The sequence below is a fragment of the Rhizobium sp. 11_C7_N12_5 genome (assembly GCF_051811145.1).
Lineage (GTDB): Bacteria > Pseudomonadota > Alphaproteobacteria > Rhizobiales > Rhizobiaceae > Rhizobium > Rhizobium lusitanum.
This window is the reverse complement of the sequence record NZ_JBPWPY010000001.1, coordinates 801,684-825,730: the sequence shown is the minus strand read 5'-3', so window position 1 is coordinate 825,730 and position 24,047 is coordinate 801,684. Positions and strand designations below refer to the sequence as shown.

The window sequence follows — 24,047 nt, the reverse complement described above, 5'->3', positions numbered from 1 at the left end:
GCCCGCATGCGGCATTCTGATAAAGATCGCATCAATAATCATACTAATCGAGAGACACCCATGTCCCCCATCAACCTTGCTATTGTCGGCGTCGGCAAGATTGTCCGCGACCAGCATCTTCCGTCCATCGCGAACAATCCGGATTTCAAGCTGGTCGCCACGGCAAGCCGTCATGGCACCGTCGAGGGCATTCCGGCCTTCACGACCATCGAGGCCATGCTCGACGCCGTGCCGGCAATCGACGCCGTCTCGCTCTGCATGCCGCCGCAATATCGCTACGAGGCTGCCTACAAGGCGCTTTCGGCCGGCAAGCACGTCTTCCTGGAAAAACCGCCGGGCGCGACGCTGAGCGAAGTTGCCGATCTCGAGAATCTCGCAAGGACCAAAGGCGTCTCACTCTTTGCGAGCTGGCATTCGCGCTATGCGCCTGCCGTGGAGGCCGCCAAGGCTTTCCTCGCCGACACGACCATCCGCAGCGTCCATGTGATCTGGAAGGAAGACGTGCGCCACTGGCATCCGAACCAGGAATGGATCTGGCAGGCCGGCGGACTCGGCGTCTTCGATCCTGGCATCAATGCGCTGTCGATCGTCACCCATATTTTTCCAGCGCTCTTCCTGACCGGCGCGACACTGGAATTCCCGGAGAATCGCGATTCGCCGATCGCGGCCGATCTGCGCTTCAAGAGCGGCCAGGGTCTGCCGGTTCATGCCGAATTCGACTGGCGCCAGACCGGCAAGCAGAGCTGGGATATCGTCGCCGAGACGGATGCGGGCCAGATGGTTCTTTCAGAAGGCGGCTCCAAGCTTTCCGTGAATGGCGAACTGACTTTCTCGGCGCCTGAAGCCGAGTATCCCTCGCTCTATCGTCGCTTTGCCGAGATCGTCAAAGCCGGTGTCTCCGATGTCGACGTTTCGCCGCTGCGTCACGTCGCCGACGCCTTCATGCTCGGTAAGCGCAAGTTTGTGGAAGCGTTTCACGATTGATCGCATTCCCCGATGTGAGATAGGCTACGCAGTATACTAGCTTAGCGCATTATCACATCGGGGAGTTGCCGATGGTATCGGAACGTGAACAATCCTTCGGCCTTGGCGTCCGCAATAAGACAGTCAAACTTGCGGAGCCGAACCAGAAATGGCACGAGGCCTATTTGCTGGAGGAGGCTGCCATTCGTGGCGCTCTCGGCGACCTTGCCATCGAGATCCAGCATTTTGGCAGCACCTCCATCCCGGAAATCAAGGCCAAGCCGATCATCGACATTGCCGTCGGCGTTCGGCGCTTCGAGGACGGCCTTGCCTGTATCGAGCCGATGGCATCCATTGGCTATGACTATGCCGGCAGCAATATTGTCCCCGACGATCACATTTTCGGCCGCGATGTCGCCGGGGATACCCGCACGCACCTAGTTCACGTCGTCGAACACGGCGGCACGAATTGGCGTCATTTCATCGTATTTCGCGACCACTTACGCAAGCGCCCGGATATCGCTCACGCCTATGAGGCTTTGAAGGTGGAGCTTGCGTCAAAATATGCCGACAACCGCGCGGCCTACACCGCGGCGAAGAAGGACTTCATCGACAAGATTCTGGCGGAGGCTGAATGAGCCTGGTTGCCGCTTCCCGGAACGGGAGCGGCAAAAGCGTCACGCCTTTTTCTCCCAGCGGCCGTCCTGGGTCTGCTGCCAATAGGTGAGGCTATGCCCCTCGCCTTTCAGACGCTTCCATTGGGCGCGCGCGCTTTCCAGCTGCTCCTGATCGTATCCGTCGAACATCAACACGACGCGCTGGTACGACTCGACGTCCGTGGCTTCTGCACCATCGATAAAGAATCGTACGCTGGCATTGTTGATGTTGTCGGGCGAGACCGTCAGCAGCACCGGCTGCCGGTCCGCCATTTCGCTTTCATCCGTGCCGTGCGGCAGGAAGCTGTCCTCGCGGTAGGTCCAGAGATGGGCATCGAGGAGATCGCGCCGCGCCGGCTCAAGCATCTGGACAGCAACCTGCCAGCCGCGCTCAACGCTTTTGTCGATCAGCGGCGGCAGGGCGTCCTCAAGTTTCGATTCCGTCAGGTGATAGAAGAGAACGTCGGTCATATCGCCTCTTCTATCTCACAAGGCCAGCCTGGTCACGATTCGTAGTTCGCACGGACCAGCTCGTCGAGCAGGCGCACGCCGAAACCGGAGCCCCAGGATTGATTGATCTCATCCTGAACCGAGCCCATCGCCGTTCCGGCGATATCGAGATGCGCCCATGGCGTTTCCCCGACGAAGCGCTTGAGGAACTGGGCGGCGGTGATCGAGCCGGCATGGCGGCCGCCGGTATTCTTCATATCGGCGAATTTGCTGTCGATCATCTTGTCGTAGTCCTTGCCGAGCGGCATGCGCCACAGGCGCTCATCGGTAACGAGACCAGCAGCTGTCAGCTCGTTCGCCAGCTTGTCGTCGTTGCTGAACAGGCCGGCTTGCAGATTGCCGAGGGCAACCAGGATCGCGCCGGTCAGGGTCGCCAGATTGATCATGAATTGCGGCTTGAAGCGATCGTTGGTGTACCAGAGCGCATCGCAGAGAACGAGCCGGCCTTCGGCGTCGGTGTTGATGATTTCGATCGTCTGGCCGGACATGGAGGTGACGATGTCGCCCGGCCGCTGGGCGTTGCCGTCAGGCATGTTCTCGACGAGGCCGATGACGCCGATCGCGTTGACCTTGGCGCCACGTGCGGCGAGCGCGTGCATCAGGCCGGTGACGGCTGCGGCCCCGCCCATGTCACCCTTCATGTCCTCCATGCCGGCGGCCGGCTTGATGGAAATGCCGCCGGTGTCGAAGACGACGCCCTTGCCGATGAAGGCGACCGGCTTGTCCTTCGACTTGCCGCCCTTCCAGTGCATGATCACCAGGCGCGGCGGCCGGGCTGAGCCCTGCGCGACGCCGAGCAGCGCGCCCATGCCGAGCCGGCGCATCTCGCGCTCGGTCAGGATCTCGACCTCGACGCCGAGCTTTTCCAGCTCCTTCGCCTTGGCGGCAAACTCGACGGGACCGAGGACATTCGGCGGCTCGTTGACGAGATCACGCGCGAGAATCACGCCGCCGGCAATAGCCTCTGAAGCCGCGAAAAGCTTTTTGGCGGCAGCGGCCTCCTGGGTGACGATCGTGACCTTGACGGGCTTGCGGGCAGCAGCCTTCTCGTCGTCATCGCCCTTCTTCGTTTTGTAGGTGTCGAAGCTATAAGCGCGCAGCAACATGCCCAACGCGAAATCCGCGGCCTCCCTGGCTCCGACCTTGATGGCCGGGGCATCGAGGAAGATGGCCACCTTCTCCGCATTGCGGATTTTGGCCGCAGCACTGCCGCCGAGCTTCAGCCAGTCATGAACGCTCAGGTTCGTCGCCTTGCCGGTGCCGATGACGACGATCCTGTCGACCGGCGCGGCTTCGGGAGCGATAATATCAAGGCTGTTCAATGCCTTGGCCTTGAAGCCGGAAATGGGCGCGGCCTTGGCGAAAACATGAGCCGGATCGGCGCTCTCGGCACCCGCCGGCAGCTCACTATCGGTGTCTTTCAGGAGAATGGCCAGACCACCACTAAGGCGGACCGAATTGGCGAAGGAAATCTCGAATTTCACAGACATTTCGGCTCCGATTACCATGCGTATTACAAGAATAATTTCGGTGGTCATCATTCAAGGTTTGCCTAGGCAATACAAGCCTTTGGCAAAGCGTTCCCCGAAGAAACGGACTTCGCCGCTTCAAATCCCTGTCATTTAGCGCAGCTAGGCTCAGCGCATTGGTGTTTTCGCCGCCATCGGGCGACGTCATTCTTTGCCGGAAAGCCACCTTGATCATAGACTTCAACAGCCTCGACCGCGAAGACCGCTTTTCTGAAAACCTGCGCCCGCGCACGGCGGGTGACATCTTCATCGCGCTCTTCTGTCTCTGGTGGATGCTGCTGGGTCTGTTCTCGCTCTTTCCGCAGATCGACCTCGCGGTCGCGAACGCGTTCTTCCTGCCCAAGCAATGTCTCGCCCTTGCCAGGCCCGATCAGATCTGCGGCATTTTCCCTTATGGTGACGATCAGCATCTGCGCCTGCTGCGGGAGGTGTTTTTCCAGCTCCCCTATATCTCGGCCGTCATCCTCTGTTGGATGCTGCTCCAGTGCTGGCAGCACCACGGTGCAACCTTCAACAAGCTCAGAGCCCGCAACCTCAAGATCGCGCTCGGCTCGTTGCTGCTTGGTCCGGTCGTGATCGTCAATCTCTGGCTGAAAGCCTTTTCGGGCCGTCCCCGCCCCAGGCAAACCGATCTGTTCGGCGGCACGCTCGATTTCGTGCATGCGGGATCCTTCGCCGGCAAATGTGTCAGCAACTGCTCGTTCATCTCGGGCGAAGCAGCAGCCGCGGGTTGGCTGTTCTGCTTGATCTTCATCATCCCGCAACCGCTTCGTAGGGCCGTCGCCCTGCCGATCGCGACCGTCTCTGTCGTCATTCCGGCGCTCAGAGTGGCTTTCGGCGGCCACTACCTGTCCGATGCCGTCCTTGGCTGGCTTTCCTCGCTTGTCATATTCGCCGCGCTGCTGGCATTATCCCAAACGACACACAACAGAAGAATCTCGGAAAATTAACGATTTTTTTGCGAGTTGGTTGTCGCCAAAAAAACGCAAACAGCGTAGATGAGGATGAATCTCTGTCGGCTCGCTCGACGGGCGTTGCGTTTAAGGGCCGGCATGAAGTTATTCGAAACCTATATCGTACGGCGTGTCGGTATGATGTTCCTGGTGGCGTTGCTGCCAGTGCTCGCTATTATCTGGACGACCCAGGTGCTGCAGCGCATCAATCTCGTGACCGACAGCGGCCAGTCGATCGGGTCGTTCGCAAAGCTTGCGACCCTTATCCTGCCCACGATCATTCCGATCGTTCTGCCCTTCGCATTGGTCATCGGCATCACGCAGACGCTGACGGCGATGAACAGCGATTCGGAGCTTACGGTCATGGAAGCGGCCGGTGCGAGACGAAGCATCATCATCCGACCGATCATGATTCTTGCCATAGCGATCAGTGTTTTCTCCTTCTTCGTTGATAATGTGGTTGAGCCCAGGGCTCGCGTCGCTGCCCGCCAGATGGTCGCGGAGGCCTATGCCGACCTTCTTTCCACCGTCATCGAAGAGAAGAACTTCCGGCGTATCGAGGATGGTCTTTACGTACAGATCAGCCAGCGCTTGTCGGGACGTATTCTAAAGGGGCTGTTCGTCGTTGACTCCCGCGATCCTGCCTTCGATCTCATCTATTATGCGAAGGAAGGCGCTGTCGATCCGAGCGGCACGTCGCTTTTGATGAAGGACGGCGAAGTCCATCGCAAAACAGCCGATGGCGATGTCTCAATCATAAACTTCGATTCCTATTCCTTCGATCTCTCCGACATGACGCAGAGCCGTGGCCAGGCGACCGTGCGCGCCAGCGACCGTGACCTCGGCTTCCTGTTGAATCCGGATCCGAACGACGCGGACTATAAGGCCAAACCTACCGGCTACCGGGCAGAATTGCACAGACGCCTCAACGATTGGGCTCTTCCCGCCATATTTGCGCTGATATCGCTCGTCATCGCCGGCGACGCTCGGTCGCATCGCGAAGCACGTCTGCATCCCATGGTGTCGGCGCTGACCATAGCTTTTGCGCTGCGCTGGGCGGATTTCTATGCGGCCAACCAAATCGAGAATGCGCCTAATTTCATTGGCGTTCTCTACGGCATCAACATCATCTCGGCTCTCATCGCTATCGTGCTGCTGTTCAGAAACCGGAAGATGACGATGCCGGTCTCGATCCGCAACCGGCTCAGCAACTGGAGACAAAAAGTCCAGGATCGCATGCCTGCAACACCCGGTAATTCCAACGGGAGCGGCGCATGATCTTCGGCACACTCGGGCGCTACTTCTTCACTCGCTACATCGTGACGACGTTCTGGTTTTTCCTGGGTGTCATCTCGATCGTCTATCTCGTCGATTTCAGTGAGACCGCCGGCCGACTCGCGGGACTGCCCGGGTATACCGTTCCCCTCGGTTTGGTGATGACGATGGTCAGGTTGCCGTTCATTCTGCAGCAGACCGTGCCGTTCATCGCCCTCTTCGTCGGCATGACGGTGCTGATCGCACTCAACCGCCGCCGCGAACTGGTGATAGCGCGCGCCGCCGGCATCTCGGTCTGGCAATTCATGATGCCGTTCATAATGGGCGCTTTCTGCGTCGGCCTGCTGACCATGTTCGCCCTCAATCCGGTGGCGGCATGGGGCCAGCGACAGGCTGAGACGATGGAAGCCGACCTGCGCGGCGACCCGTCCTATCACAATACACTTTCGGTACCGTGGCTGCGCCAGTCGAACGGTAAAGACGATGTGATCATTGGCGCCAAGGCCGTCCTGAACAATGGAACGACGTTGATGACGGTCGTCTTTATCCACTTCGATTCACAGGGAAATATCGTTCTCCGGCAGGATGCGCAGTCGGCAAAGTTGGAAGATGGTTACTGGCTTCTTAACAATGTCGTCGAACGGCGGCCGGGCGAAATCCCTGACCACAAGAGCTCGGTACAAGTCCGTACGAATCTGAAACAGGATTTCGTCTCACAGCGCCTGGCGCAGCCGGAAACCATTGCTTTTTATGATCTTTCTAATCGAATAAAGGTCGCACGCTCCTTCGGCATATCGACCAATGCACTCCAAACCCAATTTCACTCGCTGCTATCGCAACCATTCCTTCTGGTGGCAATGACATTGATCGCAGCAACAGTCTCGTTAAAATTCAGTAGATTCAACCAATCGCGCTCCGTGATTCTGGGTGGAATCCTCTCAGGCTTCGTGCTTTATGTTGTCACCGTGCTTGTAAAGGCATTCGGGAGCAGCGGAGTGGTTCCTCCCTTCGTGGCGACATGGATACCCGTGATCGTCGCATTGGCATTCGGAGCAACGATCCTGCTTCATCAGGAGGACGGCTAAGTGGCGGCAGGCAACCGCAAGAGTATCAGGAAGTTTGTGGGTGCCCTCGTTACGGGCACGGCCGCAAGCGCGTATATCATGAGCCCTGTCGCAGTTTATGCCCAGGCCAACAACAACAATGGCGGTACTGGCGCCGTAACCGCTCCTATCCAGGTCAAGGTACCGGAGGGCTCTAAGCTTGTCCTCTCGTCCAATGAATTAGTCTATAACAAGGACGCGCAGATCGTCACCGCCAGCGGTGCCGTTCAGATCAACTATGGCGGCTATAGAATGGTCGCCCAGAGGGTTGAATATAATCAGAAATCCGGACGGATGACGGCCATCGGCAATGTCGAGCTGATCATGCCGGACGGCAATCGCATGTACGGTGACAAAATGGATGTCACCGACAGCTTCTCGGACGGCTTCGTCAACTCGCTGCGCATCGAAATGCCTGACAACACCCGCATGGTCGCCGAAAAGGGCGAGCGCGTCGGCGGCAATCAGTTGATTCTGACAAAGGGCGTCTATACGGCCTGTATGGCCTGCTCCCAGGAGGGCCGGGCGCCACTATGGCAGGTCAAGGCACGGCGCGTTGTCCAGAACGGCGTGACGCATACCGTGCGTCTCGAGCATGCCCGTTTCGAGCTGTTCGGCCTGCCGATCGCCTATGTCCCGTGGATCGAAGTTCCCGACAATACGGTGAAGCGCAAATCCGGCTTCCTGTTTCCGTCGGTAAGCGTCTCGCAGCACCTCGGTGTTGGCGTGAAGGTTCCATATTATTACGTCATATCGCCCAGCATGGATGCGACGGTCAGCGCCACAGGCTACACCGGCCAAGGCCTGCTGCTCGAGGGCGAGTTCCGTCAGCGCTTTGAAAACGGCACGCATGTCCTGCGTGTCGCCGGCATCAGTCAGATGGATCCCGGCTCATTCACCGCAGGGACCAGCGATGCCGAGCACAAGACGCGCGGCATGATCAGCTCCAAGGCGGACTTCAAGATCAATCCCCGCTGGACGTTCGGCTGGGATGTCACGGCGCAGAGCGACAACAATTTCTCGCGTACATATGGGCTCGAGGGTCTCAGCCAGAGCACCCATACCAACGACATCTACCTGACCGGTCTCGGAAAGCGCAATTATTTCGATATGCGCGCTTTCTATTACGACATCCAGGATGCCGACAACAACAGCACTGCGGAAAAGCAGCAAGCCGTCGTTTATCCGAGCATCGACTATCATTACGTCGATCCGAAGTCGGTCTATGGCGGCGAGTTGTCGGCGACGATGAATCTCACGCATCTGTCGCGTGACAAGGCCTCTGTGCTCGACAACGTCAACAACCTTGGCGACGCCAGCCTGAACGACCGCTTCCTTGGTCTTTCCGGAAGCGACACGCGCCTCAGCACCGAAGTGCAGTGGCAGCGCACCTTCACCACCGATGGAGGCCTTGTGCTGACACCGTTGGCAGCCGCGCGTGGGGACGTCTACGGCCTCGGCATGGATTCGCCTACCGGCCAATATTCCGGCAACTACGACACCAGCGATTACGCGACGCGTGGCATGGTGACGGCCGGCCTCGAAGCCAAGTACCCGTTCCTCATCACGACGAGCAACAGCACGCATGTGTTCGAGCCGATCGCGCAGATTTATGTGCGCCCGGACGAGCAACTTGCCGGCCAGCTGCCCAACGAGGATGCCCAGAGCTTCGTTTTCGACGCAACGAACCTGTTCGACCGTGACAAGTTCTCCGGCTTCGACCGTATAGAAGGCGGCACGCGCGCCAACGTCGGTTGGCGCTACACGGGCAGCTTCGACAACGGCTACAAGTTGCAGCACATCTTCGGCCAGTCGTACCAGCTTGCCGGTCGCAACTCCTTCGCAACCCCCGATCTGGCGGGTGTCGGCGCAGATTCGGGACTTGAAACAACCCGTTCCGACTATGTCACGATGTTCGGTCTGACGACGCCGCAGGGCATCTCGCTGTCGACATCCTATCGCTTCGACGAGAAGAACTTCGCGTTCCGCCGCGGCGACACATCGGTCGGTTTTGCGAACGATATATTCCAGACGAATTTGATCTACACCCATATTACTGCTCAGCCGCAATATGGTTTCACGAGCGATCAGGATGAAATCCAGACGCGCGCGCAGATCAAGTTCAAGGAATACTGGTCGGTCTTCGGGACGGTAAGCTACGATATCAACAACAGCCAGGTCACCCGTCAGGGCATAGGCCTGTCTTACGAGGACGAATGCACGATCCTCAGCATTTCGTTCCTGAACAAGAAGGACACGACCGATCAGTCGGCAAGCAATTGGTCCGTCGGTGCCCGGCTGACCTTCCGCACGCTCGGGGACGTCAATCTCGGTAGCGTCCAAGACGCAACGTTCTGATATCTAGGAAAATTGCAAAGAGCCGGCTTCACAGCCGGCTCTTTCATTTTGAAACGGATCATCATTCCTCGCGTCATTGTTTCGCCGCAAGGATTTTGCAATTCATCGCGCTTGATGTAGACATGTGGCGCAAAGTTGCCTTATGGCGCCAATGGCGTTCCGATATGGCACATGCCGACAAGAAAGACCTTTGGGAAGGGGTAGTTGATGTTTTCTGGAAAGACACCGATGCGCGCTCTGCTATTCGGAGCCGCGGCCCTGGTTATGGCAAGCTTCGCCGTACCGAGCAGCGATGTTGCTTTCGCGGCAAGTGAGGTAAAGGTCGTTGTCAACAACCAGGTCATTACATCAGGCGACATTGCGAAGCGCGTCAACTTCCTCAAGTTGCAGCGCCAGAAGGGCGATCTTGCCAAAATGGCGAAAGAGCAGCTCATCGATGAAACGCTGAAGCGTGCGGAAATAGCGCGTCTGCGCATGTCGGTGTCTACGACGGAGGTCGACGCTGCCTTTGGTCGTTTCGCCGCCAGCAACAAGATGTCGCCACAGCAGCTCAGCCAAATCCTCGACAAGATGGGCGTGGGCGTCGACCACTTCAAATCCTACATTGCCATTTCCATGAGCTGGCCGCGCGTGGTGAATGCCCGCTTCGGTTCGAGCAACCGCATATCGAACGACGACCTCGTGACCCGCATGACGGAAAACAAGTCGAAGCCGGTCACGACCGAATACTTCCTGAAGCAGGTCATTTTCGTCGTTCCGACGGCGAAGCGGAACGCGATCCTGAATTCGCGCAAGGCCGAGGCCGAAGCGTCGCGCTCCAAGTTCCCAGGTTGCGATCAGGCGAAGGTGTTTGCTGCGACCATGCGCGATGTTTCCGTTCAGGATCTCGGCCGCGTTCTGGCACCGGAAGTTCCGGAAATCTGGAAACCGTTGCTCGAAAAGGCCTCGGGCAATACGACAAGCTCCGTCGTGACGGACCGTGGCGTCGAATATATCGCGATCTGCTCGCAGCGTCAGGTGAATGATGACGTCGCAGCCGCGGCAGTCTTCCGTGCCGAGGATATCGGCAAGAACAACGCCAAGGGCGTCAACCCCAACGACAAGAAGTACATGGACGAACTGCGCTCCAAGGCGCAGATTGTCGATCGCTGACCGCTGCCGATGCCCTCGCGCTCTTCCATGCCCCTGGCGCTGACGCAAGGGGATCCGGCAGGCATAGGCCCCGATATCACGCTGGCCGCCTGGCTCCGCCGCGGCGAGCTTGGTTTGCCGCCCTTCCTGTTTCTCGGTGATGCGGGCGTTCTCGCGGCGCGAGCCTCCCAGCTAGGTCTCGACGTGCCTTTGCAAGAGGCCGACCCCGCTACCGCCTGCGATGTTTTCCATGATGCCCTGCCGATCCTGCCGATCGAGGCCGGTGTGGATGTTATCGCCGGTCAGCCGCACGTCGGCACGGCAAAGGGAACGATCGCCGCTATTGAAATGGCCGTCTCCCTCAGCATGAGTGGCAAGACTTCCGCTGTTGTCACGAACCCGATCGCCAAATCCGTACTCTATGACGCCGGCTTCGGCTTTCCGGGCCATACGGAGTTCCTGGCGGATCTCGCAACGCGCGCGACCGGCAAACGGGTCACGCCCGTCATGCTTCTGGCCGGTCCCAAGCTCCGTGCCATTCCGGTTACGATTCATATTCCACTGAAGGACGTGCCGCAGGCACTGACGTCCGATCTCATCATCGAGACCTGCAGAATTACCGATCACGATCTGCGCAGCCGCTTCGGCATCTTCAAGCCGCGGCTGGCGGTTGCGGGCCTCAACCCGCATGCCGGCGAAAACGGCGCCCTCGGCAAGGAGGATGACGACATCATCCGTCCGGCGATCGACGTTCTTCGCAGCGAGGGGATCGATGCCTTCGGCCCCCTTCCCGCGGATACGATGTTCCATGACGAGGCCCGCCGCCGATACGACGTCGCCATCTGCATGTATCACGATCAGGCCCTGATCCCGGCCAAGGCGCTCGGCTTCGACGATTCCGTCAATGTCACGCTCGGGCTGCCGTTCGTCCGCACCTCGCCGGACCACGGCACGGCCTTCGGCATTGCCGGCAAGGGAATCGCCAAGGAGGACAGCCTGGTGGCCGCTCTGAGGCTCGCCAGCGAGATCAGCGGCAAGACTGGAAGCGATCGCTGATGGCTGCACTTGACGGCTTGCCGCCTCTTCGCGACGTGATCCAGCGTCATGGCCTCGATGCGCGCAAGGCGCTTGGCCAGAATTTCCTTCTCGATCTGAACCTGACCCAGAAGGTCGCGCGCACCGCCGGCTCGCTTGAAGGCGTCACCGTATTCGAGGTTGGGCCAGGGCCTGGCGGGCTGACGCGCGCCATTCTGGCGCTTGGCGCCGCCAAGGTCATCGCCGTCGAGCGCGATTCACGCTGCCTGCCGGCGCTTGCTGAGATCGCCGATCACTATCCTGGCCGGCTTGACGTGATCGAGGGCGATGCCCTGAAGACGGATTTCGCTGCAATGGCACCGGAAGGTCCCGTCAAGATTATCGCCAACCTACCCTACAATGTCGGCACCCAGCTGCTGGTCAACTGGCTTCTGCCGCCAAGCTGGCCACCCTTCTGGCAGTCGCTGACCCTGATGTTCCAGAAAGAGGTCGGCCAGCGGATCGTTGCGCAGGCAGATGATAATCATTATGGCCGGCTTGGCGTTCTCTGCGGCTGGCGCACGGAGGCGCACATGGCCTTCGACATATCTCCACAGGCCTTCACGCCGCCGCCAAAGGTGACGTCCTCGGTGGTGCATCTGACGCCAAGGGAAAATCCCATCCCCTGCGCCGTCGACAAGCTGGAAAAGATAACGCAAGCCGCTTTCGGCCAACGCCGTAAAATGCTGCGCCAGAGCCTGAAGCCGCTCGGCGGCGAAGCGTTGCTGCTGAAAGCCGATATCGATCCGCAACGGCGTGCCGAGACGCTCTCCGTGGAAGAGTTTTGCCGATTGGCAAACTGTCTTTGACCGGATCAGAGCTTCCGATCGGCCTCAGCGCTTCGGCGTTTCTTCCAGCAAATCTCGAACGAAGTCGAACATGCCGTGCCGACGATCGCGGCGCAGACGCTCGGCCTTGACGATCGACTGTACGGCGTCGAAGGCGACGTTAAGGTCGTCGTTGACGATGACATAGTCGTATTCGCGCCAATGCGCGATCTCGGCGCGGGAATTGGCGAGACGCATGGCGATGACCTCTTCCGAATCCTCGGCGCGGCGATGCAGGCGCGATTGCAGCTCCGTCATCGTTGGGGGCAGCACGAAGATGGAGACGACGTCCGCCGGCATCTTTTCCTGCAGTTGCTGGGCGCCCTGCCAGTCGATGTCGAAAAGCATGTCACGCCCTTCGGCCATCGCCGTCTCCACCGGTTCGCGCGGCGTGCCATAAAAATTGCCATGCACCTCGGCCCATTCGAGCAGCGAGTCGGAATCGCGAAGTCGCTCGAACTCGCGCTGCGAAACGAAATGATAATGCACACCTTCGATTTCGCTCGGCCGGCGCTGCCGCGTCGTGACGCTGACGGAGAGGCTTACCTGCTTATCCTTGTCCAGCAGGGTACGCGCGATCGTCGATTTGCCTGCACCGGATGGCGAGGAAATCGCGAGCATCAGCCCCCGGCGGGCAATCGGAATGGATGTGGATGTCGCCGGCTTCATAGCCTACTCCAAATTCTGGACCTGTTCGCGGAACTGATCGATGACCACCTTCAGTTCGATGCCGGCGGCGGTAACCGCGGCGGTATTCGACTTCGAACAGATGGTATTCGATTCCCGGTTAAATTCCTGTGCAAGAAAATCGAGCTTGCGACCGACGGGGCCGCCTTTGGAAAGGAGATCGCGCGCCGCCGCCACATGAGCCTTCAGGCGGTCGATCTCCTCGCGAAGATCGGCCTTAGTGGCGAGAAGGGCAGCCTCGGCATGCAGCCTGTCGCGATCGAGGCCCGACGAGCCGTCCAGAAGCGTGGCAACCTGTGCCGCAAGCCTCACGGCGATCTCTCGCGGTGAGCGCGAGGGATCTTGCTCGACCACAGCTGTCAGCGCCTCGATGGTTGCGACCTGACCGAGCAGGATCTGGCCAAGCGCCCGGCCTTCCCGTCCGCGCATGTCGCTGAGATCGCCAAGGGCCTCCTCAAGACCGGAGATGATGTCGGCGTCGCGTGCCGCAAGCACTTCTTCGCCTTCTTCAGCCTCCTTGAACTCGACGAGCCCACGAACGGCCATGAGGCTATCCAGCCTCAGAGGCGCGGGATCGACGATGCCGGCAAGCTGATCGCGCAGCGCCAGCACGGCCGCCAGCGCCTCCTGGTTCACCACGACCTCGACCCGGCTTTCCTCGACGGATAGCGAGAGGCCGACCTGCAGGTTGCCGCGCGAAAACCGGTCGGCAATCAGCTTGCGGACATCGGTTTCCAAACGCTCCAGTCCTGGCGGCAACCGCAGGCGGACATCCAGCCCCTTGCCGTTCACCGACCGCAATTCCCATGCCCAGCGACTGCGCCCGCTCGTACCTTCACGCCGGGCAAAACCCGTCATGGACTGCAATGCCATGCAAGCCTCCGATAATTCCTATCCATAATCCGCTGAAAATCATCGGATTATGGACCAATGTAAAGTGAATCCGCGCCACCGCTTCAATGAGGCCATGGCGCAGCAAGGATCAGTTCGTCTTCTTTTTCTGCTGGGTGCCCGAACCGGTAGTGGTTGCGGCAGCGTCATCGGGCTGACCGTCAACCGCGATGGTGCTCGGATCTTCACCCTTTTCGGCGGCAAGCTTGCGCCAGCGCTTGACGTTGGCGTTGTGCTCTTCCAGCGTCGCGGCGAAGACATGGCCGCCCGTGCCATCCGCCACGAAGTAGAGATCCTGGCTCTTCCAGGGGTTGGCGACGGCTTCCAGTGCATCCTTGCCGGGATTTGCGATCGGCGTCGGCGGCAGGCCCTTGATGATATAAGTGTTATAAGGCGTCTCTTTCTTCAGATCCGACTGGTAGATCGGGCGATCGGAAGGCTTCCCCTCCCCGCCGAAGAGACCATAGATGATCGTCGGATCCGACTGCAGGCGCATGCCCTTGCCGAGGCGGTTCAGGAAGACGGAAGCGACATGGGCGCGCTCATCCGCCAGACCGGTTTCCTTCTCGACGATGGAGGCCAGCGTGACGAAATCCTGCTTGTTCGCCAGCTGCAGGTTCGGGTCCCGCTTATCCCAGATCTGCTCGACCAGCTTGTCTTGCGCGGCCGCCATCTGCTGGATAATTTCCGTGCGCTTGGTGCCGCGCGTGAACTTGTAGGTGTCGGGCCTCAGGCTGCCCTCTCCCGGCAGGGCAGATGGCAAATCACCTTCGAGCACGGGATCGGCCTGCAGCTTGTTGAAGATCTGCCGCACGGTCAGACCCTCGGGCAAAGTGACCGAATAGAGGATGGATTTGCCCGATTTCAGCAGTTCCATGATGTCCTTCATGGAAGCGCTCGCCTTGATCTCGTATTCGCCGGCCCGCAAGGTTTCGCCGTCATGCAGATAAGTGGTCGTCAGCCAACGGAAGATGCGCTGGTCGCTGATGATATTGTTGGATTCGAGACGATTGGCTATTTCGTTCAGGCCCGCGCCGTTACGGACGATGAAATTCGTATTGGTCGTCAGCGGGCCTGGGCTCTGGTAAACAGAGAAAGCATAATACGTGCCTGCTACGGCCGCGACGACGACGAAAATCGCCAACGTCATCAGGAAGTTCAGGAAGATCACCATCTGACTGCGGGCTTTGCGTGAACGCTTCGGCGGATCCGGAACACGCTCCGGACGCAGGGCTTCGCTTGCCGATTTCGGTATGATCGGCCCCTTCTGTCCGTTCGGAGTTCCGTTGCTCTGGTTCGTATCGCTCACCGGCAATCCCTTCCTTTTCGTGATTGCCTGCTCTTTGGCCAAGCAATGCGGCAAAAAACAGGTTCAGAGGATAAGGCGGAGCCTTATGAAGCTTCGCCTTCGACCGATCAGACATTACCGCGGCGCATCCCCGGGATGCATGGGGCGCGATAAAATTCGAGGACAGCGCGCAGGCTTGCCGAAGAGCATTCCCGCTTTCGCAGTTACGCGCTGTTATTATGCCTCATAACGGCGCAGGACAAGCGATGCGTTCGTACCGCCGAACCCGAAGGAGTTGGACAGTGCGACATTGACGTCCCGCTTGCGGGCCTTGTGCGGAACAAGATCGATGGCGGTCTCGCGTTCCGGATTGTCGAGATTGAGCGTTGGCGGAACGATATTGTCGCGAATGGCGAGCGTGGCGAAGATCGCCTCGATCGCGCCGGCGGCCCCGAGCAGATGGCCTGTCGCCGACTTGGTGGACGACATGGAGATGCTGGACGCGGCATCGCCGACCAGCCGCTCGATGGCGCCGAGTTCGATCGTGTCGGCCATGGTCGAGGTGCCATGTGCATTGATATAGTCGACATCCGCCGGCGTCAGACCGGCGCGCTTCAATGCCGATGTCATGCAGCGGAATGCACCCTCGCCGTCCGCCGACGGAGCGGTGATGTGATAGGCGTCGCCAGAAAGGCCGTATCCCACAACTTCGGCGTAGATCTTGGCGCCGCGGGCCTTGGCGTGTTCCAGCTCTTCCAGAACAACGACGCCAGCGCCCTCGCCCATCACGAAGCCGTCACGGTCGCGGTCATAGGGGCGCGAAGCTCTCTGCGGGTCGTCATTATATTCCGTCGACAGCGCCTTGCAGGCGGCAAAGCCGGCAAGCGAGATACGGCAGACCGGAGCTTCGGCGCCGCCCGCGACCATGACATCGGCATCGCCCAGCATGATCAGGCGGGCCGCATCGCCGATAGCATGCGCACCGGTCGAGCAGGCCGTGACGACGGCGTGGTTCGGGCCGCGCAGCTTATGACGGATGGAGACCTGGCCGGAAACGAGATTGATGAGACGCCCGGGAATGAAGAAGGGCGAGATGCGGCGCGGGCCTTTGTCGCGCAGCGTATAGCCGGCCTCGACGATACCTTCCAGGCCGCCGATGCCGGAGCCGATCATGACGCCGGTCGCGATCTGGTCCTCGTCCGTGGCCGGGTGCCATTCGGCGTCTGCCAGCGCCATATCGGCAGCTGCCATGCCATAGATGATGAAGGGGTCGACCTTGCGCTGCTCCTTCGGCTCCATCCAGTCGTCAGCATTGAAAGTGCCGTCGGTGCCGTCGCCAAACGGAATGCGGCATGCGATCTTCGCGGCGAGATCCTCGACCTCGAATTCGGTCACGAGGCGCGCGCCGTTGTGCCCGGCGATCAAACGCGACCAGGACACCTCCGTGCCGCAGCCCAAAGGTGATACCATGCCGGTACCCGTGATAACGACACGTCTCATCGCCCTCAGACCCCCGTCTTCTTATGATGATATGCGTATAAATATGGTGCGCCCGACGTCGCGGGACGAAATAGGGCGGACTCTTGAGCCCGCCCATTCAAAAAGTACGAAAGATTAGGCCTGAGCCTTCTCAATGAACTTTACCGCGTCGCCGACCGTCAGGATCGAGTCAGCAGCGTCATCGGGGATTTCAACGCCGAATTCTTCTTCGAAGGCCATGACCAGTTCGACCGTGTCGAGCGAGTCCGCACCCAGATCGTCGATGAAGCTTGCGCTTTCAACGACCTTGTCGGCGTCAACGCCAAGATGATCAACAACAATTTTCTTTACGCGTTCTGCGATATCGCTCATGTCGGTTTCCTCGACCTTATGTCCTGATCAGAATGCCCTGTGACATCCCTACCCTAATTCAAGCCTGCAGCACCTGTTCTGGCGCCGCTGGCAAACCCGTACAACCCGGCGCTGAGATCCGGCCGAGCCGCCAAAAGCGCGGCGCCGTCCGTCTGCATTTTCGGGACGACTGTTCACAGTCATGGCCCGCTTAACACGGTTTAAGTCCGTCGCAAAGCCAGAAAATAGCCGGCTCCGGGTTGCTCAACATGCTATTGGAGGGAAAGTTCCCTCCAATAGCAATTCCCTTTAGATCATTGCCATGCCGCCGTTGACGTGGATCGTCTGGCCGGTGACGTAGCTGGCTTCGGAGGACGCAAGATAGGCGACCGCGGAAGCGACTTCCGCGCCGTTGCCCATGCGCTTCATGGGAATGGCACCCATGATGGCTTCCTTCTGCTTGTCGTTCAGCTTGCCGGTCATGGCGCTCTCGATGAAGCCGGGGGCGACACAGTTGACGGTGACGTTGCGGCTCGCGATTTCCTGCGCCAGCGACTTGGTGAAGCCGATCATGCCGGCCTTCGAGGCACAATAATTGGCCTGGCCGGGATTGCCTGTCACGCCGACGACGGAGGTGATGTTGATGATGCGGCCATAGCGGCGGCGCATCATCGGATGGGTCAGCTCGCGTGTCAGCCGGAAGACGGCGGTGAGATTGACTTCCAGTACGGCATCCCAGTCCTCGTCGCTCATGCGCACGAACAGGCCGTCCTTGGTGATGCCGGCATTGTTGACGAGAATATCGACGCCGCCGAGCTCTTCTTCGGCCTTGGCACCGAGCGCCTTGACCTCGTCGCGATCCGACAGATTGGCCGGGAAGATCTTGACGCGGTCGCCCAGCTCGGCGGCCAATGCCTCCAGTCTCTCGACGCGCGTGCCATGCAGGCCGACAATGGCGCCCTGCTTGTGCAGGAGCCGGGCGATCTCTTCGCCTATGCCGCCGGATGAGCCGGTTACCAGGGCCTTGCGGCCGGTCAAATCAAGCATGTTTGTCCCTCGTTCCTTAATCTCTGTCAGCCGAGCAATACGCCAAGCGCCGTGTCGATATCAGCAGCATTGTTGACGGCGATGCCGTTGACCGATTTGTCGATGCGGCGCGCCAGGCCCGTCAGCACCTTGCCGGCGCCAATTTCATACAATGTTGTCACATTGTTGGCAGCAAACCATTCCACCGTCTCGCGCCAGCGCACCTGGCCGGTGACCTGCTCGACGAGCAGCCTGGCGATCTCTTCGGCATCGGTCACCGGAGCGGCCTTGACATTGGCGATGACGGGCACGACCGGATTGGCCTTGGCAACGCCGGCCAGCGCCTCGCGCATCGCCTCTGCGGCCGGCGCCATCAGCGCGGAATGGAAGGGGGCGGAAACCGGCAGCAGGATGGCGCGCTTGGCGCCCTTGGCGGTTGCCAGCTCGGCTGCCTTCTCGACGGGCGCCTTCTCGCCGGAAATGACGATCTGGCCGCCGCCATTGTCGTTGGCGATCTGACAGGCGCCCAGCGCGGAAGCTTCGGCACAGACGGCGGCGACATCGGCATGTTCGAGCCCGATGATCGCAGCCATGGCGCCGACGCCGACGGGGACTGCCGCCTGCATGGCGTTGCCGCGAATGCGCAGCAGCCGCGCTGTATCGGCAAGCGAGAAGGTGCCGGCGGCGCAGAGCGCCGAATATTCGCCGAGCGAGTGGCCGGCGACATAGGAGACCTTGCTCTTCAGATCGAGGCCGCGAGCCTGCAGAACACGAATGACGGCGAGCGACACGGCCATCAGCGCCGGCTGCGCATTGGCCGTCAGCGTCAGTCTGTCTTCCGGGCCATTGAAGATGACGTCGGAAAGCTTTTCACCGAGCGCTTCATCAACTTCCTCGAAGACGGCGCGCGCTTCGGCGAAATTGTCGGCAAGGTCCTTGCCCATGCCGACGGCCTGGCTGCCCTGGCCGGGAAATGTGAAAGCAACAGTCATTATCAAGCGTCCTTTTGGGGTCGTTTCGCTTCCCAATGACATTGTTTGCGGCGGAGTCAATAGCGTAAACCCCGCAGCCAACGGCTTTTGCGCTCGCGGGACGCAGCGATTTTCTTCTTGCGCTCGCTCAATTCACGCCTAAATTCTCGCAACTCTCTTCATCATGAATTTCCCCTATCTCCAAGGTTTTCCCATGAAATATAAGAATTTAGGCCGCACCGATATTTCCGTTTCGCAAATTTGCCTGGGCACGATGACCTGGGGCACGCAGAATAGCGAAGCCGAAGCGCATGATCAGATGGATTACGCTCTCCATAAAGGCGTCAATTTCTTCGACACCGCCGAAATGTATCCGACGACGCCCGTCGGCGCGGAGACCCAAGGCCGTACCGAGGAGTATATCGGCACCTGGTTCGAAAAGACCGGCAAGCGCAAGGACGTCGTGCTCGCCACCAAGGTCGCCGGCCCTGGGCGCGACTATCTGCGCGGCGGCCAGGGCGCGGATGCCGCCAATATCCGCGCGGCGATCGACAGCAGCCTGAAGCGGCTGAAAACCGATTATATCGACCTCTATCAAGTTCATTGGCCGAACCGCGGCCATTTCCACTTCCGTCAGAACTGGCGCTACAACCCCTTTACGCAGGACCGCGAGAAGGCCGTCGCCGATATCACCGAGATCCTGGAGACGATGGGCGAGATGGTGAAGGCCGGCAAGATCCGCGCCCTCGGCCTTTCCAACGAGACGACCTGGGGCATCCAGAAATATCTGACGATTTCCGAACAAATGGGCCTGCCGCGCGTCGTCTCCACGCAGAACGAATACAATCTGCTCTACCGGCATTTCGATCTCGATCTGGCCGAGCTTTCGCATCATGAGGATGTCGGCCTGCTCGCCTATTCGCCGCTCGCCGGCGGCATCCTCAGCGGCAAATATGTCGGCGGCGCACGGCCTGCCGGCTCCCGCGGCTCGATCAACCACGACATCGGCGGCCGCCTGCAGCCGCTGCAGGAACCCGCGGTCAAGGCTTACCTCGAGATCGCCGCCAAGCACGATCTCGACCCGTCCAAGCTGGCGCTCGCCTATTGCCTCACCAAGCCGTTCATGACGTCAGTGATCATCGGCGCCACGACGACGGCGCAGCTCGAGACCGATATCGCCGCAGCTTACGTGACCTTGCCCGCGGAGGTATTGGCCGAGATCGAACAGGTCCACCGGAAGTATCCGATGCCGATGTGAGGCGTAGCAAATGGACAGACCGTGGCGGCCGGAAGAAGCGGCCGTTACGGGTGGTCTATTGCACGATCTTTTGGCGCGAGCATCAATTCGGAGCCATGCGCTTCACGCAACTCGTCCTGCCCCTGCCCGCGATCCGAGGCCTTGTGGAGCAGGATCGATCTGTAGTCTGCGGAATGTCGCCCTTCGATCAGCGTGACGTCGGCATTCCCCGGATTGTCCGAGCGCTCGAACCAATCGACGGGACAATGCAGGAAATTCATTTCAAAGGCCCGGTTGGTGACGCCATGGCCGACGATGATGACATTGTTCTTTCCGTTTTCGGCGTCGTGCATGACGGTTTGTAGAAACAGGCGAACACGTTGGGCAACATCCGCCCGGCTCTCGCCGTCAGGCGGCCGCGCATAGAACTTGCCGCTATTGTTGCGCAGCCTCGCCCACTTCTCGAACTCGTCGGGAAATTTCCGTTTCTGTTCGGCATGATCGTAGATTTCGGTGAAAAGCCCGAAATCCTGCTCACGCAACAGATAGTCCTCCCGAATGTCCCCGATCAGCTCGGCGGGCAGAACCTCCAGCAAGGCATCCTTGCTCTGTCGTGTCCTCAAGAACGGCGAATGCCAGATGCTCAGCTTGCGCAATTCGGCGCTCGGCAATGCCTTCAGATAGGCGGCGATGGCCCGTCCCGCCTCCAGCACCTGCCGATAACCCCACTCGGTCAATGGCACATTGTGATCGCCGAACTGCCGGTAGGCCTGCTCATCGATGTTGCCGAGGGATTCGCCGTGGCGGACGAGAAAGATGCGCATGAACAGTCCGTGTTGGCCGAAATTGATGTATGCCATCATGACGGGAGAGCGGGCTGCATGCAATGCGACGGGACACCGGCATGCGAATTGACCTGATGGCTGCTGCCTTTGCACAAAACAACCCAATTTCGCCCCTCCTATTGCCTTTCCCGCAAAAATCCGTATAAGCCGCCCTGTTCGCAACCCGGTCTTCTGGCTGGTGGCTGAACGGAGGGCCGGTTTTCTTTTGGGAAAATCGTCGGAACGGAAGCGTTCCAGCCTCCCGTGTCTCCGCTCTCGACCGTCTCGGAAACGCTTTTCTTGCTTGGGGTTATCCCTCTCAGGAGCAGTCGTTGAGGCTTAGCCGCTAGAGCCCGGGTTCAGATCAACGCAAGAAAGGCAAAGCTATCCATGGCTCTTTATGAACATGTATTCCTTGCTCGACAGGATATCTCCACTCAGCAGGTCGACGCCCTCGTAGAACAGTACAAGGGTGTCATCGAAGCTAACGGCGGTAAAGTCGGGCGTATCGAAAACTGGGGCCTCAAGTCCCTCACCTATCGCATCAAGAAGAACCGCAAGGCTCATTACGCCCTGATGGACATCGATGCGCCGGCCGCTGCGGTCCAGGAAATGGAACGCCAGATGCGCATCAGCGAAGACGTCCTGCGTTACATGACGATCGCTGTTGAAAAGCATGAAGAAGGCCCGTCGGCCATGATGCAGAAGCGCGACCGTGACGACCGTCCGCGCCGCGATGGCGACCGTCCGGAGCGTAGCTTCGGCGACCGTGACCGTGGTCCGCGCCCGGATCGTGGTGACCGCGACGACCGTCCGCGCCGTCCGCGCGAAGACCGCGTATAAGGAGATTTTGAACAATGTCTGAAGTTTCCTCCGCACCGGTCCGCCGTCCGTTCCATCGCCGCCGCAAGACCTGCCCGTTCTCGGGCGCCAATGCGCCGCGCATCGACTACAAGGACGTCCGTCTCCTGCAGCGCTATATTTCCGAGCGCGGCAAGATCGTTCCTTCCCGCATCACGGCCGTTTCCCAGAAGAAGCAGCGCGAACTCGCCCAGGCGATCAAGCGCGCCCGTTTCCTCGGCCTGCTGCCCTACGTCCTCGCCTAATAAGCGCCGACGCTGATATGATTTGAGGGAAGGCAGTCATGCCTTCCCTTGCCCTTTTCGCGGTGGGCGCGGATCGGGACCTTGAAACCCCATGTTGGGGACGGCTTTCAGAACCGAGGTTCGGAAGCATCCTCTAACTGCTCGATACGAAGCAGGACAGCGACGTGAAACAGTTAAGTGCAAAAGAGCTTGGTATCGGCGCGCTTGCCGGTCTGACCGCCGCCCTACTCGTGTATGGCGCGACTACTCAGCCTTTGCTGTTTATTCTGTTCGGCGCGCTTTCCGCCCTCCCTATCCTGCTCGTCGGCCTCGGCTGGGGCAACGTGGCCGTTGTCGTCGCTGTCGTGGTGGCAAGTGTCATCGGCGCCGTCTGGCAGTCGATGTATTTCGGGATATTTACACTCGTACTGACGCTGATACCTGCCTGGCTCAGCCATCTCGCCAATCTGGCGCGTCCCGCTTCCGAGCTCGGGGGCCCGGACCACCTGATGGCCTGGTATCCGCTCTCCGACATCATGCTGCATCTCTGCGGCCTCACGGCGGTAACTGTTATCATCGCCGGCGCGATCATGGGCTACAACGCCGATCTGGTCGGCCAGGTGGTGGACGCCTACGTCAGCGCGGTGAACCAGCAATCCCCCGACCTTCAGCTCGATCCGATTGCGATCGCGAAAATGAAGTCGCTGATGCTCTACATGATCCCAGTCGTCTGGGGCATGATCTGGGTCATGATGTTGCTGGCCGCCTATTATGTGGCGATCCGCATCGTTGCAGCCTCGAGGCATAATCTGCGCCCGAGGGAGGATATCCCCTCATCACTGCGCATGAACCGCAACGCGATCTTCGTCTTTCTCGTGGCGATCGTCGCCATGTTCCTCGGCGGCGTGGTTGGCCTGATTGCCGCCGCCGTCCTCGGCGCCTTCGGCGCGGGCTTCATCACTTCCGGCTTTGCGTCGCTGCATTACCGGACGCGCGGCAAGGACTGGCGCATACCCGTGCTTGTCCTCTGCTATCTGGCATCTTTCCTGCTGACGCTGCCGCTCCTCATCATCCTTGTTCTCGGCCTCTACGATACCCGCAAGGCGATATCGCTCACTCCGAACAAGAATGCCGACACATCCAAACCAACAGACACGAAAATCTGACATCGAAAGGAACAAGAAAATGCAAGTCATTCTTCTCGAGCGCATCTCCAAGCTCGGCCAGATGGGCGAAACCGTCAAGGTTCGCGACGGCTTTGCCCGTAACTACCTGCTGCCGCTCGGCAAGGCGCTCCGCGCCAATGCCGCCAACAAGGCCCGCTTCGAAGCCGAGCGCGCCACGCTCGAAGCCCGTAACCTGGAGCGCAAGAGCGAAGCACAGAAGGTCGCAGACGTTCTCGGCGGCAAGTCCTTCATCGTCGTTCGTTCGGCTGGCGAAACCGGCCAGCTCTACGGTTCGGTCGCCGCCCGTGACGTCGTCGAAATCCTCGCCGCCGAAGGCTTCAACATCGGCCGTAGCCAGGTTCACATGAACACGCCGATCAAGGCCATCGGCCTGCACGATGTTGCGATCGGGCTTCACGCAGAAGTCGAAATCAAGATCGAGCTCAACGTTGCCCGTTCCGCTGAAGAAGCCGAGCGTCAGTCCAAGGGCGAGACCCTCACCTCCGCAGACGCCATCTACGGCGTTGACGAAGACGCCCTGCGTCCGGAAGACTTCTTCGATCCGGAAGCCGACGGCAATGCCGAAGAAGACGACGCATAATTTCCAGTCCATTGCTGGATGTGAGAAAGCCCGGATCGGACGATCCGGGCTTTCTTTTTGCG

The 24,047-nt window shown here is 59.8% G+C and carries 24 protein-coding genes; 14 read left to right on the top strand and 10 right to left on the bottom strand.

Going from position 1 to position 24,047, the window contains the following annotated elements:
- Positions 1 to 60 precede the first annotated feature (60 nt).
- Positions 61 to 984: a Gfo/Idh/MocA family protein gene (locus AB8B29_RS04000; protein ID WP_037194000.1), complete on the top strand. Its 924-nt coding sequence runs from the start codon at positions 61 to 63 to the stop codon at positions 982 to 984.
- 71 nt (positions 985 to 1,055) lie between these two features.
- The gene (locus AB8B29_RS03995) at positions 1,056 to 1,601 is read left to right on the top strand and encodes a GrpB family protein (RefSeq protein WP_037193997.1); all 546 of its coding nucleotides are present in this window, start codon (positions 1,056 to 1,058) and stop codon (positions 1,599 to 1,601) included.
- A 39-nt stretch (positions 1,602 to 1,640) separates the two neighbouring features.
- Here AB8B29_RS03995 and AB8B29_RS03990 read toward each other — a convergent pair whose 3' ends face one another.
- Both AB8B29_RS03990 and AB8B29_RS03985 read right to left on the bottom strand, forming a co-directional pair.
- The gene (locus tag AB8B29_RS03990) at positions 1,641 to 2,090 is read right to left on the bottom strand and encodes a DNA polymerase III subunit chi (RefSeq protein ID WP_037193995.1); all 450 of its coding nucleotides are present in this window, start codon (positions 2,088 to 2,090) and stop codon (positions 1,641 to 1,643) included.
- Between the two features lie 32 nt (positions 2,091 to 2,122).
- The gene (locus tag AB8B29_RS03985; protein WP_037194409.1) at positions 2,123 to 3,619 is read right to left on the bottom strand and encodes a leucyl aminopeptidase; all 1,497 of its coding nucleotides are present in this window, start codon (positions 3,617 to 3,619) and stop codon (positions 2,123 to 2,125) included.
- A 206-nt stretch (positions 3,620 to 3,825) separates the two neighbouring features.
- On the opposite strand from AB8B29_RS03985, the gene AB8B29_RS03980 reads away from it, so the two are divergent.
- The 7 genes from AB8B29_RS03980 (at position 3,826) to rsmA (ending at position 12,361) form a co-directional block, all read left to right on the top strand.
- Entirely contained in the window at positions 3,826 to 4,608 is a 783-nt protein-coding gene (locus AB8B29_RS03980; protein ID WP_051963347.1) for a phosphatase PAP2 family protein, read from the top strand.
- A gap of 102 nt (positions 4,609 to 4,710) precedes the next feature.
- Positions 4,711 to 5,889, top strand: coding sequence for an LptF/LptG family permease (locus AB8B29_RS03975; RefSeq protein WP_047552876.1), 1,179 nt, complete (start codon positions 4,711 to 4,713; stop codon positions 5,887 to 5,889).
- The gene (lptG, locus tag AB8B29_RS03970; protein WP_047552874.1) at positions 5,886 to 6,971 is read left to right on the top strand and encodes an LPS export ABC transporter permease LptG; all 1,086 of its coding nucleotides are present in this window, start codon (positions 5,886 to 5,888) and stop codon (positions 6,969 to 6,971) included. The genes AB8B29_RS03975 and lptG overlap by 4 nt, the downstream gene beginning before the upstream one ends.
- On the top strand, positions 6,972 to 9,347 hold the full coding sequence (locus AB8B29_RS03965) for an LPS-assembly protein LptD (RefSeq protein WP_037193989.1): 2,376 nt from the start codon (positions 6,972 to 6,974) through the stop codon (positions 9,345 to 9,347).
- 207 nt (positions 9,348 to 9,554) lie between these two features.
- Positions 9,555 to 10,499: a SurA N-terminal domain-containing protein gene (locus tag AB8B29_RS03960; protein WP_037193987.1), complete on the top strand. Its 945-nt coding sequence runs from the start codon at positions 9,555 to 9,557 to the stop codon at positions 10,497 to 10,499.
- A gap of 9 nt (positions 10,500 to 10,508) precedes the next feature.
- Positions 10,509 to 11,534 carry a 4-hydroxythreonine-4-phosphate dehydrogenase PdxA gene (pdxA, locus tag AB8B29_RS03955; RefSeq protein ID WP_047639178.1) on the top strand — a complete coding sequence of 342 codons (1,026 nt, stop codon included), beginning with the start codon at positions 10,509 to 10,511 and terminating at the stop codon, positions 11,532 to 11,534.
- The gene (gene rsmA / locus AB8B29_RS03950) at positions 11,534 to 12,361 is read left to right on the top strand and encodes a 16S rRNA (adenine(1518)-N(6)/adenine(1519)-N(6))-dimethyltransferase RsmA (protein ID WP_047639177.1); all 828 of its coding nucleotides are present in this window, start codon (positions 11,534 to 11,536) and stop codon (positions 12,359 to 12,361) included. The genes pdxA and rsmA overlap by 1 nt, the downstream gene beginning before the upstream one ends.
- A gap of 24 nt (positions 12,362 to 12,385) precedes the next feature.
- Here rsmA and gmk read toward each other — a convergent pair whose 3' ends face one another.
- The 7 genes from gmk to fabD all read right to left on the bottom strand — a co-directional run bounded on the left by gmk (position 12,386) and on the right by fabD (position 19,093).
- Complete coding sequence (gmk, locus tag AB8B29_RS03945) at positions 12,386 to 13,048, bottom strand: guanylate kinase (RefSeq protein ID WP_034507754.1); 663 nt, start codon at positions 13,046 to 13,048, stop codon at positions 12,386 to 12,388.
- A 3-nt stretch (positions 13,049 to 13,051) separates the two neighbouring features.
- A complete protein-coding gene (locus AB8B29_RS03940) occupies positions 13,052 to 13,939 on the bottom strand; it encodes a YicC/YloC family endoribonuclease (protein ID WP_047639176.1) in 888 nt (295 codons plus the stop codon).
- A 109-nt stretch (positions 13,940 to 14,048) separates the two neighbouring features.
- Positions 14,049 to 15,266: an endolytic transglycosylase MltG gene (gene mltG / locus AB8B29_RS03935; protein ID WP_037194404.1), complete on the bottom strand. Its 1,218-nt coding sequence runs from the start codon at positions 15,264 to 15,266 to the stop codon at positions 14,049 to 14,051.
- Between the two features lie 216 nt (positions 15,267 to 15,482).
- Positions 15,483 to 16,745 carry a beta-ketoacyl-ACP synthase II gene (gene fabF, locus AB8B29_RS03930; RefSeq protein WP_047639175.1) on the bottom strand — a complete coding sequence of 421 codons (1,263 nt, stop codon included), beginning with the start codon at positions 16,743 to 16,745 and terminating at the stop codon, positions 15,483 to 15,485.
- Between the two features lie 114 nt (positions 16,746 to 16,859).
- Entirely contained in the window at positions 16,860 to 17,096 is a 237-nt protein-coding gene (locus tag AB8B29_RS03925) for an acyl carrier protein (protein WP_004122114.1), read from the bottom strand.
- A gap of 288 nt (positions 17,097 to 17,384) precedes the next feature.
- A complete protein-coding gene (gene fabG / locus AB8B29_RS03920; protein WP_037193973.1) occupies positions 17,385 to 18,122 on the bottom strand; it encodes a 3-oxoacyl-[acyl-carrier-protein] reductase in 738 nt (245 codons plus the stop codon).
- 26 nt (positions 18,123 to 18,148) lie between these two features.
- The gene (gene fabD, locus AB8B29_RS03915) at positions 18,149 to 19,093 is read right to left on the bottom strand and encodes an ACP S-malonyltransferase (RefSeq protein ID WP_037193971.1); all 945 of its coding nucleotides are present in this window, start codon (positions 19,091 to 19,093) and stop codon (positions 18,149 to 18,151) included.
- 193 nt (positions 19,094 to 19,286) lie between these two features.
- On the opposite strand from fabD, the gene AB8B29_RS03910 reads away from it, so the two are divergent.
- Positions 19,287 to 20,330, top strand: a complete 1,044-nt coding sequence (locus tag AB8B29_RS03910; protein ID WP_037194402.1) for an aldo/keto reductase — start codon at positions 19,287 to 19,289, stop codon at positions 20,328 to 20,330.
- Positions 20,331 to 20,374: 44 nt separating this feature from the next.
- On the opposite strand, the gene AB8B29_RS03905 is transcribed toward AB8B29_RS03910, so the two are convergent.
- Positions 20,375 to 21,133 carry a histidine phosphatase family protein gene (locus AB8B29_RS03905; RefSeq protein ID WP_037194400.1) on the bottom strand — a complete coding sequence of 253 codons (759 nt, stop codon included), beginning with the start codon at positions 21,131 to 21,133 and terminating at the stop codon, positions 20,375 to 20,377.
- Between the two features lie 390 nt (positions 21,134 to 21,523).
- Between AB8B29_RS03905 and rpsF the strand changes: the two genes are divergently transcribed.
- The 4 genes from rpsF (at position 21,524) to rplI (ending at position 23,985) form a co-directional block, all read left to right on the top strand.
- Positions 21,524 to 21,976 (top strand): 30S ribosomal protein S6, encoded by a 453-nt coding sequence (gene rpsF / locus AB8B29_RS03900; RefSeq protein ID WP_037193968.1) that lies wholly within the window; start codon positions 21,524 to 21,526, stop codon positions 21,974 to 21,976.
- A 14-nt stretch (positions 21,977 to 21,990) separates the two neighbouring features.
- Positions 21,991 to 22,239, top strand: coding sequence for a 30S ribosomal protein S18 (gene rpsR / locus AB8B29_RS03895; RefSeq protein ID WP_034507767.1), 249 nt, complete (start codon positions 21,991 to 21,993; stop codon positions 22,237 to 22,239).
- A gap of 164 nt (positions 22,240 to 22,403) precedes the next feature.
- Positions 22,404 to 23,384 (top strand): DUF2232 domain-containing protein, encoded by a 981-nt coding sequence (locus AB8B29_RS03890; protein ID WP_047639174.1) that lies wholly within the window; start codon positions 22,404 to 22,406, stop codon positions 23,382 to 23,384.
- A 19-nt stretch (positions 23,385 to 23,403) separates the two neighbouring features.
- Entirely contained in the window at positions 23,404 to 23,985 is a 582-nt protein-coding gene (gene rplI / locus AB8B29_RS03885) for a 50S ribosomal protein L9 (RefSeq protein ID WP_037193962.1), read from the top strand.
- Positions 23,986 to 24,047: the final 62 nt, after the last annotated feature.

Coding starts and splice junctions, on each gene's coding strand:
- AB8B29_RS04000 (WP_037194000.1), top strand. CDS start 61: ATGTCCCCCATCAACCTTGCTATTGTCGGCGTCGGCAAGATTGTCCGC.
- AB8B29_RS03995 (WP_037193997.1), top strand. CDS start 1,056: ATGGTATCGGAACGTGAACAATCCTTCGGCCTTGGCGTCCGCAATAAG.
- AB8B29_RS03990 (WP_037193995.1), bottom strand. CDS start 2,090: ATGACCGACGTTCTCTTCTATCACCTGACGGAATCGAAACTTGAGGAC.
- AB8B29_RS03985 (WP_037194409.1), bottom strand. CDS start 3,619: ATGTCTGTGAAATTCGAGATTTCCTTCGCCAATTCGGTCCGCCTTAGT.
- AB8B29_RS03975 (WP_047552876.1), top strand. CDS start 4,711: ATGAAGTTATTCGAAACCTATATCGTACGGCGTGTCGGTATGATGTTC.
- lptG (WP_047552874.1), top strand. CDS start 5,886: ATGATCTTCGGCACACTCGGGCGCTACTTCTTCACTCGCTACATCGTG.
- AB8B29_RS03960 (WP_037193987.1), top strand. CDS start 9,555: ATGTTTTCTGGAAAGACACCGATGCGCGCTCTGCTATTCGGAGCCGCG.
- pdxA (WP_047639178.1), top strand. CDS start 10,509: ATGCCCTCGCGCTCTTCCATGCCCCTGGCGCTGACGCAAGGGGATCCG.
- rsmA (WP_047639177.1), top strand. CDS start 11,534: ATGGCTGCACTTGACGGCTTGCCGCCTCTTCGCGACGTGATCCAGCGT.
- gmk (WP_034507754.1), bottom strand. CDS start 13,048: ATGAAGCCGGCGACATCCACATCCATTCCGATTGCCCGCCGGGGGCTG.
- AB8B29_RS03940 (WP_047639176.1), bottom strand. CDS start 13,939: ATGGCATTGCAGTCCATGACGGGTTTTGCCCGGCGTGAAGGTACGAGC.
- fabF (WP_047639175.1), bottom strand. CDS start 16,745: ATGAGACGTGTCGTTATCACGGGTACCGGCATGGTATCACCTTTGGGC.
- AB8B29_RS03925 (WP_004122114.1), bottom strand. CDS start 17,096: ATGAGCGATATCGCAGAACGCGTAAAGAAAATTGTTGTTGATCATCTT.
- fabG (WP_037193973.1), bottom strand. CDS start 18,122: ATGCTTGATTTGACCGGCCGCAAGGCCCTGGTAACCGGCTCATCCGGC.
- fabD (WP_037193971.1), bottom strand. CDS start 19,093: ATGACTGTTGCTTTCACATTTCCCGGCCAGGGCAGCCAGGCCGTCGGC.
- AB8B29_RS03910 (WP_037194402.1), top strand. CDS start 19,287: ATGAAATATAAGAATTTAGGCCGCACCGATATTTCCGTTTCGCAAATT.
- AB8B29_RS03905 (WP_037194400.1), bottom strand. CDS start 21,133: ATGCGCATCTTTCTCGTCCGCCACGGCGAATCCCTCGGCAACATCGAT.
- rpsF (WP_037193968.1), top strand. CDS start 21,524: ATGGCTCTTTATGAACATGTATTCCTTGCTCGACAGGATATCTCCACT.
- rpsR (WP_034507767.1), top strand. CDS start 21,991: ATGTCTGAAGTTTCCTCCGCACCGGTCCGCCGTCCGTTCCATCGCCGC.
- rplI (WP_037193962.1), top strand. CDS start 23,404: ATGCAAGTCATTCTTCTCGAGCGCATCTCCAAGCTCGGCCAGATGGGC.